Origin of the sequence: Lysobacter antibioticus (genome assembly GCF_000731095.1) — a bacterium.
Lineage (GTDB): Bacteria > Pseudomonadota > Gammaproteobacteria > Xanthomonadales > Xanthomonadaceae > Lysobacter > Lysobacter antibioticus_B.
In genome coordinates, this window is sequence record NZ_JMTZ01000005.1 from 14,496 (window position 1) to 29,160 (window position 14,665).

General features: G+C 63.8%; 7 protein-coding genes. 4 read left to right on the forward strand and 3 right to left on the reverse strand.

Annotated elements, in window-relative coordinates:
• Positions 1–137: 137 nt before the first annotated feature.
• Both EX88_RS25635 and EX88_RS27360 read right to left on the reverse strand, forming a co-directional pair.
• Positions 138–359: a hypothetical protein gene (locus tag EX88_RS25635; protein WP_152566039.1), complete on the reverse strand. Its 222-nt coding sequence runs from the start codon at positions 357–359 to the stop codon at positions 138–140.
• A 470-nt stretch (positions 360–829) separates the two neighbouring features.
• Positions 830–2,629 (reverse strand): S8 family serine peptidase, encoded by a 1,800-nt coding sequence (locus tag EX88_RS27360; RefSeq protein ID WP_161786061.1) that lies wholly within the window; start codon positions 2,627–2,629, stop codon positions 830–832.
• Positions 2,630–3,510: 881 nt separating this feature from the next.
• Between EX88_RS27360 and EX88_RS0101345 the strand changes: the two genes are divergently transcribed.
• Positions 3,511–3,963 (forward strand): PA2169 family four-helix-bundle protein, encoded by a 453-nt coding sequence (locus EX88_RS0101345; RefSeq protein WP_031370225.1) that lies wholly within the window; start codon positions 3,511–3,513, stop codon positions 3,961–3,963.
• A gap of 614 nt (positions 3,964–4,577) precedes the next feature.
• On the opposite strand, the gene EX88_RS0101350 is transcribed toward EX88_RS0101345, so the two are convergent.
• A complete protein-coding gene (locus tag EX88_RS0101350; protein WP_081930532.1) occupies positions 4,578–5,534 on the reverse strand; it encodes an alpha/beta fold hydrolase in 957 nt (318 codons plus the stop codon).
• 1,143 nt (positions 5,535–6,677) lie between these two features.
• On the opposite strand from EX88_RS0101350, the gene EX88_RS0101360 reads away from it, so the two are divergent.
• The 3 genes from EX88_RS0101360 (at position 6,678) to EX88_RS0101370 (ending at position 14,479) form a co-directional block, all read left to right on the forward strand.
• Positions 6,678–8,378 carry a putative bifunctional diguanylate cyclase/phosphodiesterase gene (locus tag EX88_RS0101360; RefSeq protein WP_081930533.1) on the forward strand — a complete coding sequence of 567 codons (1,701 nt, stop codon included), beginning with the start codon at positions 6,678–6,680 and terminating at the stop codon, positions 8,376–8,378.
• A 497-nt stretch (positions 8,379–8,875) separates the two neighbouring features.
• A complete protein-coding gene (locus EX88_RS0101365; RefSeq protein WP_081930534.1) occupies positions 8,876–11,893 on the forward strand; it encodes a winged helix-turn-helix domain-containing protein in 3,018 nt (1,005 codons plus the stop codon).
• 465 nt (positions 11,894–12,358) lie between these two features.
• Positions 12,359–14,479: a right-handed parallel beta-helix repeat-containing protein gene (locus EX88_RS0101370; protein ID WP_051884302.1), complete on the forward strand. Its 2,121-nt coding sequence runs from the start codon at positions 12,359–12,361 to the stop codon at positions 14,477–14,479.
• The last annotated feature ends 186 nt before the right edge of the window (positions 14,480–14,665 follow it).

Genomic DNA, 14,665 nt, shown 5'->3' on the forward strand with positions numbered 1-14,665 from the left:
AGCCGAACCACGCAGAGAAGAGCTCGGCTACCGCGACACGACCCGCCTGAGCCTGGACGGCCGTTGCCTCGGCCAATCGACCCGGCCGGCAGGTGTCGGACGCAGCACTCCTGTACCCCGGGGCTCCGCTGATGCCGCTAATCGGTAGAGGTGAAGCCGTGCCGGTTCAGATGTTTCTCGATGCTCTCGTAGCGCGGCTCTTTCCAGTCGAACTCGATCCTCATTGCTTCATCGCTTTGTAGCAGTGGCACGGCAGATGTCACGCCGGGCAAGGTAAGTACCGCGTTCATTGCTTCATCTCGGAATGCATCTGCGGTGCTGCGGTCGACTGAGACTCGCCGGATGATCAGCTTCGGCATTTAGGTTCCTGTGCAAAGTGCATCGACGCGCGCAGCCTAACAAACGATTGAGACAACGATACTGTCGAATTCACATGGGAAACGTGCCATATCGCGCGGAATTTATCGCGAACGACTACATGCGATTGTCGTGCCGCCAGGGAGAACGTTGGATGCGACGTGGATCGCTTCGGATCCATGCGATGTCGGATCGCCATGCGTCGTTGCAACCTTCGAGGCGATGTCGTCGCGACACGGGCCCCGCGAGGGCGTGCCGTCGGGTGCCGCGGACGTAGCGCTGTAGCCTGCCGAGGATTCGCTGGCGACCATTGCGAACTAGCCAGATCCGGCTTGGCGAATGCGCCCACTGTGCGCCAGGATTTGGCTTGCTGCACGCCTTCGCCCGGAACCCTCTGCCACGGTCGGGAGAGGCCCAAGACATCCACCGCGCGCGCACTGGCGTGCGCGCGCGGTGGATCGGTACCGCAAGATCAGAAGGTGACGCTCCAGGTATCGATGCGGCCGGTGTCGAACCAGGCGTTATCGTTGACGCGCAACTTCCAGGTACCGTTGAGCGGCTCGCTCGACAGATTGAACGTAAACGTGCCGCTGACGTTATCGGCGCTGCCGCCGGTGCGGTTGTGGATGTTGTACAGCGAGCCGTCCGGCGCGACCAAGTCGACCTTCAAATCGCCCTTGTAGGTGTGGATGATGTTCACCGACACGCTGGCATTGGTAGGTCCGTTGCCGCTGCGGCCGGATACCGCGATCGAGCTTTCCACCGTGGCGTTGTCGCGGATGGCCACGTCGGTGCCATTGGTGTAGGTCTGAGTGCCGCCGCTGCCGACGGTGACCGTACCGCTCTTGGTGTGGGTGGCACCGTCGTCGTCGGTGACGGTCAGGCTGACAGTGTAGGTGCCGGCCGTGCTGTAGGTCTTGCTCGGGTTGGCCGCAGTCGATGTCGTGCCGTCGCCGAAAGCCCAACTGCGCGAAGCGATCGTGCCGTCGCTGTCGGTCGAGGTGTCGGTGAAGCTCACCGTCAGCCCGCTGACGCTGGAGGTGAAATTGGCGACCGGCGGGTTGTTGCCGGGCCCTCCGGAGAACAAGGAATACAGCAGGCGGTTCGGCGAGCCACGCAGGTCGGTGATCTTGCCCGGAGTGGTGTTGTTGACGATGGCCGTATGGACCTGATCGGGTGTCGCCGCCGGGTTCACCGCCAGGTACAGCGCGGCGACGCCGGCCACGTGGGGCGAGGCCATCGAGGTGCCGCTGTTGGCGGCCGATGCGGTGGCGCTGCCGATACCTGCCGATACGATCGAGGTGCCCGGTGCGAACAGATCGAGACAGCTGCCCCAGCTCGACGCCTGGCCGCTGGTCCAGATGGAACGCGCGTCATTGCGATCGCTGGCTCCGACCGTGAGCGCACGCGGCACTCGCGACGGGGATTCGGTGCACGCGTCGATATTGCCGTTGCCCGCCGCCACCACTGCGACGACGCCGGCATTGATCAGGTTGTTTACCGCGGTGTCCGTGGCCGTCGAAGCCGGGCCGCCCAGGCTCATGTTCGCCACCGCGGGTTTGACATGATTCGCGGTGACCCAGTCGATGCCGGCGATGATCTGCGAATTCGGCGCCGTAGAACCGCAACCGAACACACGCACCGGATGCACGGTGGCCTTCTTGGCCACGCCCCACGTGGTGCCGGCGACCGTGCCGGCGACATGGCTGCCGTGACCGTGGCAGTCGGTGGTGCTGGAGTCGCCGGGCACCGAGGAGAAGCCGTTACCGATGCGTCCGGTGAACTCGGTGTGGTCGGCGCGCAGGCCGGTGTCGACGACGTAAGCGTGTACGCCGGACGCGTCGGTGTCGTAGGTGTAGCTGGTGCTCAGCGGCAGATCGCGCTGATCGATGCGATCCAGGCCCCAGGTGGCGTTGTTCTGCGTTGCCTCCACCGACATGTAGCCGTCTTCCTCCACGAAGGCTACCCGCGGGTCCCTGAGCAACTGCGCCAACGACGCGTCGTCTGCATCGATGACGAAGCCACGCAACGCATGTTGGTAACTGCGCTGCAGCTTGACGCGGTACTGCTGGGCGATGCCCTGGGCGACGGCGGGCACGTTGGCTACGCCGTTGCGGCTGTCGGCCGACAGCATGGCGGCCTGTGCCTTCAGTACGACGATGTAGCGGCCCTCGATCGGCCTGTCGACGGTCAGCAGCTCGGCGGTCAGGCCTGGCAGCGCGACGGACATCAGTGAAGCACCGATAGCCAGCGACAAAATGCGACGATTCATGCACATCTCTCCGTGTGTGGACGGGACGAGGACAGGCACCGTGGACTACCCATTCGGCGCATTGGCGGTGAGCGGCGTCCCACTCCACGCAGTCCGGCGCGCCCGCTAGCGGCGAGCGCCCGGCATCGCACCGGATACGGCAGGGCGCTGCGGCTCCGCCGCCAGCGCTTCTACGGCACTGACCGTTGTTGCGGTCCCGATTGAAACCCCAAAGGTGCCGCGGTACGCGGCGGGTAACCGTCCTGGCTTCCGCAATGCGCAACATCAGAAAACGGGAAGACCCGACGGCATGTCCGGCCGATGCGCTTGCAGGGCCGTGGCCACCAACCTAGGTAGACAAGCAAGCGGCGTCTATGTTCTGAAAACGGTTTACCGGGGCGCAAATCGTGAACGTGACCCGCATTTCCAACTATCCAAAGAAAGCTTCATGAGCGCATGGCGAACCATACGTCGGCGTGCGCGCATCGTCACAGCATGAAATGCTCAGGCACGGGATTTCGGGCTGCGTGATCTTCGTGCCTACGGCTAAGCGCGGGCAGAGCCGGCGGCCTCGCCGCAATCGAATTCAGCTTCGGCACGGCTTCGGCGCATCGCCGACCGAAAAATCCTCTGTACTACGCATCGCGGCTACGGCTCATGCGGCATAGCGGCTACGACCCGGTCGCCGGCGCAGGGCTCGTGTCTTCGTTCATTCGACACAAATCGAAATCTGGAGTTCTTTCGCAATGCCGTTCGTTCATCCGAACGCTCACGCATATCCAGCCAAGGTTTCGAGCGGAGTTGGCGCTCGGTTGTTGCGCTTTCGGTCGACGCCGATCACGGGCGCGTCATGCCGTCACCGAGATAGTGCGGGCTCCCTTGAAGTAGCTTAGGAGTCAGACATGTCAGATCGTGCAACCATGCATAATCTCAACGATCTCATCGAGATTGCCCGCGACGGCAAGGACTTCTACACCGAGGCTTCCGGAGAGGTGAAGAACGCCGAGCTGTCCGCCTTGTTCTCCCGCATCGCTTCGACGAAATCCGACATCGTTACCGCACTCAGCACGCAAGTCGCGGCGACAGGAGGAAAGCCGGCCGAACATGGGACCTTCGCAGGTTCGATGCAACAGCTTTACGGCAAGGTCCGCGCGGCCTTTGGCGATACCGCCTACGGCTATGTCGCAGAACTGGAGGACTCGGAAGATCGTCTGCTCAAGGCCTTTAACGAGGTGGCCGGCGACTCCCAGCTGACGCCAGCCGCCCGATCCGCTGTGGAACGGTTCTTGCCGATAGTGCGGGATACGCATCGCGAAATGAGTCAGCTGAAGCACTCGATGAAGGGCGCGGCATAAGCGTTGTGTTCGCCGCCGAGCGCTGCGTCCGGATCGAAGCCGAAAACTTCATGCTGCGATCCGAGGCCTTGGTCGCACTACGCAGGTCAACTCGTTGGATCTGACTCGCGATCTCAGTATGGGAGATTCCCATCCGTCAGCATTTCAACACGGCAGACCAGCTTCCCCCCTGTAGTTGTTCTGCCTCGCGCGTCCGGTTCCCCAACCGGGCGCGTTTTTGTTTTCGGAGCGTGCCGGCGCTCGCCCGGATCGGCTGGCTCAGTTCCCCAAGGTTTCGACGTTCTTCTGCGGGCGCGACGCTGCTGCTTGACAAAAGGCGTCCGGGTTAGGGCCCGTGTCGCGCAGTTATGGCTCCGCACATCGCTTGAAATCCGCCGCGACTTGGCCGGTCGGCGCCTGCCCGGCGATGACTCTTGATGCGCGCAGCGGGCCATTCGCTGAGCCGATGCTTGAGGTGTCGGATCATGCTGCCGCAGGCTTCGATCACAGCCACCTTGGTCTGTATGGTGCATCGGGCCTCGCAGTTCGCGCGCGATGGATGGGGCCGTCAGTGACGTCCCCATCCATTCAACGACTACCCACCGAGGTGACCGATGACCCGGTCAGCGCTCAGGTCAAGGAGTGGCCGCGTTAGTCCGTGCCCCTTGCCCTTTCGTCCCTTCTATCGGCCTCCAGGCGGTTTCGTCGGCGGTGTTGAGATGATCGATGATCCCGTTGGCGACCGCGTCGAGGAGCGGCTGCGGCAGATCGTGCCCCATGCCCACGACCCCCTTCTCCGGGTCTCCGAGCCACTGGGCCCCAGGGATCGCCTTGCGAGTGGCCTTGCCGCCGGAAATGTGGATGAGCGCGTCCTCGTCGCCATGGATGACCAGGGTCGGCAGGGTCAGGCCATTGAGTTCCTTCGTGCGATCGCCTGCGAGCAGGATCGCGCCCACTTGACGAGCACCGCCGCCAGGATGGGCCGGAGTGCCGTTCGAATCGAGCGAACGCTTGTAAGCCGCCTCGGCAAGCGCTCGACGACGTGGGGCCTCTTCGCCAGCATGGGTTTTCGAACCGATAAGAGCGTACAGCGCCGCGATATGATTGATCGCGCCTTCCTGGTCGGACGGCGGCTCCTTGATCAACTCGCCGATGACGCCGGGCTGCGCATATCCGACCCAGATGTTGCCGGTGGTGCTCATGATCGAGCATAGGCTGCGCGCCCGCTCGGGACAGTTGATCACCAGCCTTTGCGCGATCATGGCACCCATCGAAGCCCCGACGATATGGGCGCTGTCGATCCCAAGGTGTTTCAGCAACTGGATGGCGTCATTGGCCATGTCCACAAGGCGATAGCCGTCGGCAGGCGGCTCGCCGGTCCGCCATCGGGTCAAGCCGCTGTCGCGGTTGTCGAAGCGGATGACCCGATATTCCTCTTTCAGCTTGTCGACGAGTTGCTGCGGCCAATGGATCAGCTGCGAGTTCAGGCCCATGATCAACAACACGGGCGGGTGCGATGGGTCGCCTTCAACCCGATAGCACAGCTTTACGTCATCGATCTCAACGAATAAGTCTTCGGATTTCGCCGTCATGAGTTTTCTCCGTTACTGGGTTCGTGGATGAGCGTTTATGGATCCGGGGAGAACCATCCAACCTGTCTCGACTACAACCAACCGAGCGACTCGCTTCGCCCCGCAGATCGATCAGCCACGCTCAAGCCGCCTTTAAACTGGCAGCAACGCAGTGGTTAGAGGCACGAGTCGGCTGCCCAAGCCCTTGTCGACGCGGCTCATGGACAGGTGCTGTTGGATATACCGACCATTGAGATCCGATTCCGAGACGGCGTAGTCGGAGTCCGGCTTCATCACCGAATCTAACGAACAAGCACGAAATCTAACGGGAAACTAAGGGTCTCGCGGGCTCTCATTGCGTGCACTCATTATGTGACGTGTCGCGTTCGCAGAGTGAGTCCAAAGCTTGAATGTTGCGATGGCGGCAGTGACCCGTCCCACATAAAGAGGTGCATCGCCGACAACGACGGCATCTTTGCGAGCACTCGCACTTTCGCGAGCCTCGCTGCAGGCGCCGGCCCCCGCAACAGGGATCGCGTAAGCCGATTGGAGCCTGACCGGACCGATGTGCGCCGATCCGACCTCCCCCGGCTTCTGGCAGCGCAGCCCTCGTACTGATTCGCGCAGTGCAACGATGCGAACCGACAGAAATGTCGAACGACCAGCACTGGATGCGGATAGCCGAAAGCTCCCCTGAGAGATCGGCTCCGATGCCCGCAAAGGCACAGAGAACTACCGCTGTTCGATAGATGCCGTCGTGTTCGCTTCTGCAAACCATCTCCATGGCGCGCTCTGCCTGCATCAAACGACGCCCGGCATACGCCCCGTAGCGCTGTTCAGAAACCGGCTGGCCGATGTGCGTACTGGTTCTCGTTACGCGAGAGAAGATCGGCTCTTAATGGGCTTCATTGCGCCTGATACTTTATGAGGTCCGGCATCTGGAAACGGCCGTGAAAGACTCAACGGCGCCATCGCTTGCTGCTCGTAGCTGCCTTGCATCTGGACTTACGCGCCCCTCGAACCGCCGGCCCAACGAAGATCCAACCGCGGGAAGAGGTAAATCGTCCGGCCTTTCTCCGGCCTTTCTATTGTTCGACGCTTAGGTGTATAGGTGTGACGCTGCTTGGCATTACGCGAAACTCGCGGCCTTAGAAGGGGCGTTCAATGCGAGACGTAACAATCCAGAGCGTCGCGAGCCCTCCTGGGACCGAGGCGCGATATCGAGCCGTCGTGCAGTCGGCTCTGGACGCGATCATCGTCATCGACGAACTCGGACAGATAACCGAGTTCAATCCAGCCGCCGAGCGCGTGTTCGGCTGGAGGCGCGAGCAAGTCATGGGCCTTGAGGTCGCAGAAGTCATCATCCCGCCAGACGTGCGGGACAACCATCGGCGGGGCTTTCGCCGGCATTTGATGACCGGCACCTCGACCATCCTCGACCGGAGACTGGAGCTTGTCGCCATTCGGGCAGGCGGCGAGAGGTTCCCCGTCGAGCTGACAGTGACGCGGATCGATGGCGGGACGGCGGCGTATTTCACCGCTTTCATTCGCGATCTTACCGAGCAGAAGCGATTGCTTGCCGCGGAGGCCGACCATGCCAGATACGACGTCGTAACCGGCTTGGTGCGCTATTCCGTTCTGGAGCCTCAGATGATTCGGGCGGTCGAGAACGCAGGGGCGTTCGCCGCGGTGATCTTTATCGACCTGGATCGCTTCCATGGAATCAACGGCTCTCTTGGCCATAAGAACGGCGACGGGGTTCTGAGGGCCGTAGGCGTTCGCCTGCAATCGCTCGCGAGCGAACAGGTCGCTGTATGTCACTTTGCGAGCGACGAGTTTGTCGTCGTCCAACAAGGCGGCGATGCGGTCGCGGCCGTACGTCTCGCCGAGAGTATTCGGAACCTGCTTACCTTGCCGTTCGAGGGCGAGGGTTACCGCGTGTTATTGACCGCGACGATCGGCATAAGCTACGCCCCCGCGCATGGCGACATTACGTTGGATCTGATGCGCCGGGCCCAAGCCGCCGCGGAGCGCGGAAAGGTTTTGGGCCGCAACTGTGTTTGCCCGTTCCAAACCGAGGACATGCAGGACATCGAGGACCGCATCGTAATGGGCGGCCTGTTACGCGAGGCCGTCCAGGCCGGCGAACTGATGCTCCAATACCAGCCTCAATTTTCGGCTTCGGATATGCGCCTGACCGGCTTCGAATCGCTGTTGCGTTGGAGCAGCCCTGTGCTCGGCGACGTCGCACCGGATAGATTCATACCGATAGCCGAAGGCTTGGGGCTGATCCGGGAAATCGGCGACTGGGTGATACGCGAAGCCTGCCGCCAGATACGCCTCTGGCTGGATGCCGGCTATACGGGGTTCACGATCGCGGTCAACGTATCGCCGCAACAGCTGCGGCGCGCAGGCCTGCATCGCGCGGTCGACGAGGCATTGCGGGAATTTCGGGTGCCCGGCCATATGCTCGAAATCGAACTGACGGAAAGCTCGGTGCTGGAGAACCTGGTTCGAGTGAAGGATGAGCTTGGCAAGCTCAAGTCCTTGGGGACCCTGCTGACGCTGGACGATTTCGGCACGGGTCATTCTAGCCTCGCCTATTTGAAGCACTTCGCCTGGGACAAGCTGAAAATCGACCAGAGTTTCGTGCGGGGGCTGCCGCACAGCGTTCTGGACGCATCGGTATCGCGGGCGATTCTGACCTTGGGACGGGACCTGGGGCTGCGGGTGGCGGCCGAAGGCGTGGAAACCACCAGTCAGGCCGACTTCCTGCGCGAGCTCGGATGCGACGAGTTGCAGGGCTATCTGATGGGACAACCGGCGCCTGCCGACGCGGCTCAGGTTCATTTCAAGGCCGTCTGAGCCTGGAGGAATGCCGTCGACTGAGCTTGGAAGGCGCGCTGGCAGCGAGCCGAATATTTCCGACGAGCGCTCCAGGATCCCCTGACCGGTCGCTGCCTTGCATACAGACGCCGGCGGCGATCGTGTCCAAGTCACAGCTTGCCTATGTCATGACGGGCGCCACCAGGGCCATGTGGGGGGCACGTAGCTTTCAACGTCATGGCCTGGCGGCGTGGCGTTGAAGCGAGGCCAAGGTGTCACACATACGCCCGCGAACCGAAGCCCGGTTTGGACTGGCTTACCGACGCGACTCGAATTGCGGATCGGCCGCATTGGAGCGTAACCGCAGGAATATCGGCGTTGCCGCCGTCGTTTCACGGGACCGCCTCGGCCAAGCGGATGCGGGACGCCTGGGCCGCGTCGGTGCGGCTCTGCCGCCTTAGTCATGTTGCCGATGTACCTGTCGAACGAAGCGCCTTCCGACCTGCGCTCGAGAAGGCGGTCGATCCTTGCCGAATATGCCGATTGGTTCCACCATCATTAGCCGCACGCTTCCGGAATGCGGCTGGCAGGCTCGCCGGATCGGAGCGGGTTTCTCGCCCGCCGATCGATTGCCCGGAAAAGCGCGGCTGCACTGGATCGTCTTCCCGGGCGTAGTTGCTTTGCGAGGTGAGATCACGATGACCGGCCCCTGGCCTCCCGACATCCGCTACCTGCAGCTGGCCGATCTGACCATCGATCTGCGTTTTCGCCGGCTGATCCACGCCGGGCAGAGCGCGGATGTGCCGCAACGGGTATTCGATCTGCTGGTGCTGTTCCTGGCCGAACCCGACAAGCTTCACACGCGCACCGAATTGTTCGAACGCCTGTGGCCGGGATTGATCGTCGAAGACACCAACCTGTCGCAGACGGTATGGCTGTTGCGCAAGGCGCTGGGCGAAGAGCGCAAGTCATGGATCCGCACCGTGGCCAAGAGCGGCTACGTCTTTCAGGCGCCCGAGCCGGTACGTTCGGTCAGTGAACCGCCGTCGGCGGCGATACCTGCAGAACCGGCGGCCGAGCAGCCCGCGGAATCGGACTCGACTCCCGCGCAGGTCGACGCGCCGACGCCCTCGCTCGAAGCAGCCAGGTCGACGCGAAGTGCGTGGTCGCGCCACCGTGTTCGGCTGCTGGCACTGGCGGCAATCGGCCTGGCCGCGATCGCAAGCGCATGGTTTTTCAATCAGCGCACCTCGCCTGCCGAACCGCAGCTCACCGTAGCCTTGGTCACGATAGAAGACGATAGCCGCGCGGCTCGCTGGCCGGCGGAACTGCTCGAACAATGGCTCGGTTGGAAATTGGCCAGCCTGCCCGGCATCAATCTGCTCGACGAAGCGCAACTGGCCGCCGGCGCGCCGGGTTCGGTGAAAGTGCTGTTCCTGTCGTCGGCGACCTCGCCGAGCGACCCCGCAAAGATCAAGGTTTATGTCCGTTTGAGGGACCGCGGCAAGGAGCAGCGGCTGGAAGTCGAAGGTCATCGGTCGGACCTCCCGGCATTGGTCGATTCCTTGTCCCGCCAGATCGTGAAGCGCCTGCAACCTGCTTACGCCGAGCCCTGGCCGGCCCTCGAGCTCAGCGCCGATGCTGCCGAGCGTTACGTGCAGGCAGCGCAGGCGTTCAAGCACGGCGACTGGATCGCTGCGGTGCATCTGGGCGAGGAAGTGATCGCCCGCGCTCCGCGTTTCGGCTTGGCGCGCATGCAGCTGGCGCTGGCACAGGCTCGTCTCGCTCAAGCCACAGCGGCCAAGGTGCAAATGGACCAGGCCGTGAAGTTGCTGGCCGGATCGCCGCCGCCGGTCATCGAACTGCTGCAGGCTCAACGCCTGGCGATCGACCCGACCCGCGGCCCCGAGGCTCTGGCGGCGTACGCCAAGTTGGCCGATCGCTCCCCCGAGACCGTGTCTCTCCAGCTTGAATATGCGTGGCAGCTCATCAGAGCGGGCGAACCGCAACGAGCGCTGGAGCGACTGGCGGATCGCCCGGTCAACAACGACACCACTTGCATCTGCGTCGGTAAATGGTTGCTGCGGGCGAACGCTTACGCAGTGCTCAGCGATCCGGTGCGCATGCGCGCGGCCGCCAAGGAGGCAGTGGAGCTGGCGCGAAAGGCCGGTCCGGCATGGAATCTGGAGCAGGCCGATGCGCTCATGGTGCTGGCCAGCGCGAATGCCGGGCAGTTCCCCGAGCGCGGCACGCCGCCCGAATTCGAGCAAGCCGCGGTTCTGTACGAAAAGGGAGGCAACGCCACCGGCGCCTTGGAGGCGCGCGTGCTGGCGCGGCTATCCGCCCCGTTGCCGGCCGACGGCGCCGACCCCGCTTTGGAGGCGTTGCTCGCACGCGCCAACGCCGCCGGCTACCGCGGCCTGGAAATCCACATTCTGATCGCCAGCGCGAATCAACATGCACGGGCCGGCGATATCGCCGGTTATCGGTCGCGGCTGACCCAGGCGGCGGCGATCGCGAGCGCGACCGGCGATCTGATTCCGCTGACCGATTTGAATCTATGGTTGATGGCCGACGATTTGCTCAGCGCCCGCCTGAGCAGCGCTTCGGCCCGATTCAAGCAGCTCTCCGAGATGAAACTGCCCAGCGCGCAGCGCATGTCTTCCAGCCTCTACGCTGCCGACATGAGCCTGGTGCGCGGCGAGTACGCTCAAGCCTTGAAGATCATCGACCATGCCGAAGGAATCTTTCCGCCGACTCCCGCCGGGCAGCCCGACTCGGAGATGCTCACAACATTGATCTGCCTGCGTTCGCAGGCCTTGTTGACCATGGGAGAGCCGGCCAAAGCGCGCGCAAGCATAGACCGATGCGCAAAAGGCGACCGAGAGAGCCTGCGCCACTTGGCGTTGAGCCTTCGCAGTCGGGCCGAAATGCTCGCGGGCGACCGGCCCCAGGCTAAGGCCTTATTGGAGCAAGCGGAGCAGGCACTGCCCTCGGGCGCAGCCGATCGATGGGTCGCGTCCTTGGAAGACGCCAGCCTGGCGACGCGTCTGGGCGAGTTCGACCGTTCGCAACGGCTCTACGCGCAAGCGCTGCAGCCGATCCGGTCCGCGGGTTATGCCTTGTTGCTCGCCAGAGCCCTGGCCGGCCAGGCCGAGAACGCCGCCGCGCGCGGCGATTGGGCAAGCAGCCGCGATCTCGTCGCGGACGCGCGTCGCCTGATACCGAACGATGCCTGGAACGTGGTCGCTCGGCTCGATCTGCTCGAAGCCGCCGATGCACTCGAACGCGGCGACCGCGCCAAGGCGACGGCGCTGGGCAGTGCCCTGCACCGCGAGGCGCGGCGAAGGGGCGACGCCGTCTTGGAGCTCGAGCTGCATCGAATATTCGAACCGGGATCAATGTCCGGCGACTGCAGTCCGGCCGAGCGCGAAGCCTTGATTGCACACACCGGCATGCGCGGCGCCGATGCGAATTGGCTCAATCTTCATTCCGCAGTTCCGGACGGCGGCAGCATCAAGACGCCCGTACCGGCAGGCGCCGGCTCGGACTGATTCGAGTCGGTTTCAATCGGCAAAAAAAGCGGACTCCGGGTCCGCTGGGCAAGCCGATTTCCAGCCCTGCCCCTGGCTCGTCCGCACGCCTCTGCGAAAGCCCGGTGCTGGCGGCCTTCCACAAAATGCGTTCGGTTCTGGGCGCCTAACACGATCGCGCCCCTTGCCTCTCGTCCGAGCGCGCAAATACGCGGATTTATCGCGATAAGCATCACAAACGTACAGATGCCATGACGACAGCCACTACGACGGCATGGCGGCGCATGGCATCAACGTCCGGTCCGATCTGCCAGCAGCCCGGGCGGAGCCCGTTGAGGTTCCGTCCGCCGGCCGCCGTGGCCAGAGCGGGCCGGTCGCGTTGCCTGCGATCGCCGCCGACTACTTTCACACCGTCATCGTCCAGGGAATTGCGCAGTGGCTATCGACTCTCGTAACTCATCGTCCCGATGCAGGCGCGTAACGCGCATGCTGCCGGTTTTGTTTTTAAGCGGGCTGATCGTCGCCCCGGCCATCGCGGCGCAACCGCGCCTCGGCGGCGAAGGCCAGGCCCATGCGGGCTTGATGTGGCCGAGCGAGCCGCCGGCGAATTATTGCCAGGCCGGCGTCATGCCGCGCGGCCCGGCGGCGCCGCCGCAAGGTGCGATCGTAGTCCCGGCCGGCGACAACAGCGGTTTCGATTTCCGGCGCGCCGGCGTGACATTCTGGTTCGAGCCGGGCGTGCACACCCTCGGCACGGACAAGTACAGCCAGATCATCGCCCAGGACGGCAATACCTATCTGGGCGGGCCCGGCGCGATCATCGACGGCCAGAACCGCAACCACTACGCCTTCACCAACACGGCGCAGAACGTCGTGGTGCGCTACCTGACCATCCGCAACTTCGGCCGCTATAGCGACGACCCGACGGAAGACTACGGCAACTTCGACCAGGGCGTGGTCAACCACGACGCCGGCGACCACTGGACGATCGAGTACAACACCATCGCCAACAACCGCGGGGCCGGCGTGTTCCTCGGCAGCCACAACAAGGTCAGCTTCAACTGCCTGAAGGACAACGGCCAGTACGGCTTCAGCATGTACAAAAAGCCGCTGCAGAGCGAGGGTCCGCCGACGCCCGAGCAACCGACGCCGGGCCGTTCGGCCATCGTCGATATCGAGCTGAGCCACAACGAGATCGCCGGCAACAACGTCGACGACTGGGAAGCCAGCACCAAGTGCGGCTGCACCGGCGGCGGCAAGTTCTGGGACGTGCGCGGCGCCAAGATCGTCGGCAACTACGTCCACGACAACCGCGGCACCGGCCTGTGGGCCGACACCAACAACATCGACTTCCTGTTCGAGAACAATTACATCCGCGACAACGCCGGCGTCGGCATCTGGTACGAGATCAGCTACAACGCCACCATCCGCGCCAACACCTTCATCAACAACGGCTGGACCTCGGGCACCTCCGACCTCGGCGCGCCGGCGCCGGCGATCTACCTGTCCGAATCCGGCGGCGACAGCCGCCTGCCCAAGGACGTCAGCGGTTCGGACCTGCTGCGCATCTACGACAACTACTTCGAGAACAATTTCTCCGGGGTGTCGATCTACGAGAGCTCCAATCGCTTCTGCAACTCCAACGGCAACACCAGCCAGGTGTACTGCACGCCCTTCGTCCACCCGGCGCTGATCGTGCGTCCGGACCCGAAAAATCCGAGCAAGTACCCCGATCCGGTCAGTCATCTGCACCCGTGCTACACCCAGATCAACGGCGATGCGGCCTTGCAACGCGACTGCCGCTGGCACGCCAAGAACATCGAGGTGACCGGCAACGAGTTCTACTTCGATCCGGCGGTGGTGCCGTGCGGCAGTTCCAGCTTCTGCGGCGCGCAGGCGCTGTACGCCACCGGCGACAACAACCTGAGTTGGTCGCCGTACACCGTGCAGCAGGTGCAGAACGATGTGATGTTCAACAACAACAACCGCTTCGCCAACAACCACTACTACGGCCCCTGGCGTTTCGCCAAGCGTTACGGCGAGACGATGAGCTTCAAGAGCTGGCAGGCCGCGCCCTATCTGCAGGACGCCGGCAGCACCACCGACGGCTCGTCGTTCAACCTGCTCGATCCGCAAACCGCCACCCTGGAAGCGTCGGCCGGTCTGTGGACCGCGTGGTACGGCAGCCGCATCGCCCGCGCCGATGTCGGCCACGGCGGCGCGCACAGCCTGCAGGTGGTGGCCGAGGACAGCTACTGGGGCGTGGCCCTCGCCAACCATCCCGGCTACTTGTCCGACAACGCCGCCAAGCGCTTGAGCTTCTGGGTCAAGCGTGTCGCCGGCACCCCGCCGCTGCCCGCCAACGCGCGCGTGCGCCTGCGCTGGCTCAAAGAGGACGGCAAGCCGGCGACCGGCGATGAAGAAACCTCGTTCAGCGACGTTTCGCTAGGCGCGGCCGGCGACGAGTGGACCCAGGTGGTCGCCGATGTGCAACCGCCCGCGCTGACCGCGAGCGTGTGGGTGCTGTTGGTGGGCTCGGGCGGCTCGGCCAATCACAACGCCAGCTTCTACCTCGACGACATCGTGTTGCAGGACGCGCCGCAGTAAGTACAGCGCACGACGTGCCGCGAACGATGCGTTCGCGGCACGTTGACTGCGCCCGCACACCGTTCGGACGGCTCGCTCCGTGCAGCCGCCTGACCAGCCCTCGCACCGAAACCCGTTGGCTTACTGCTTCGGGGCGATCTAGCCTTGCGCACGATGCGCCGCGGGTTCGGAGCGTTACGGCCCGAC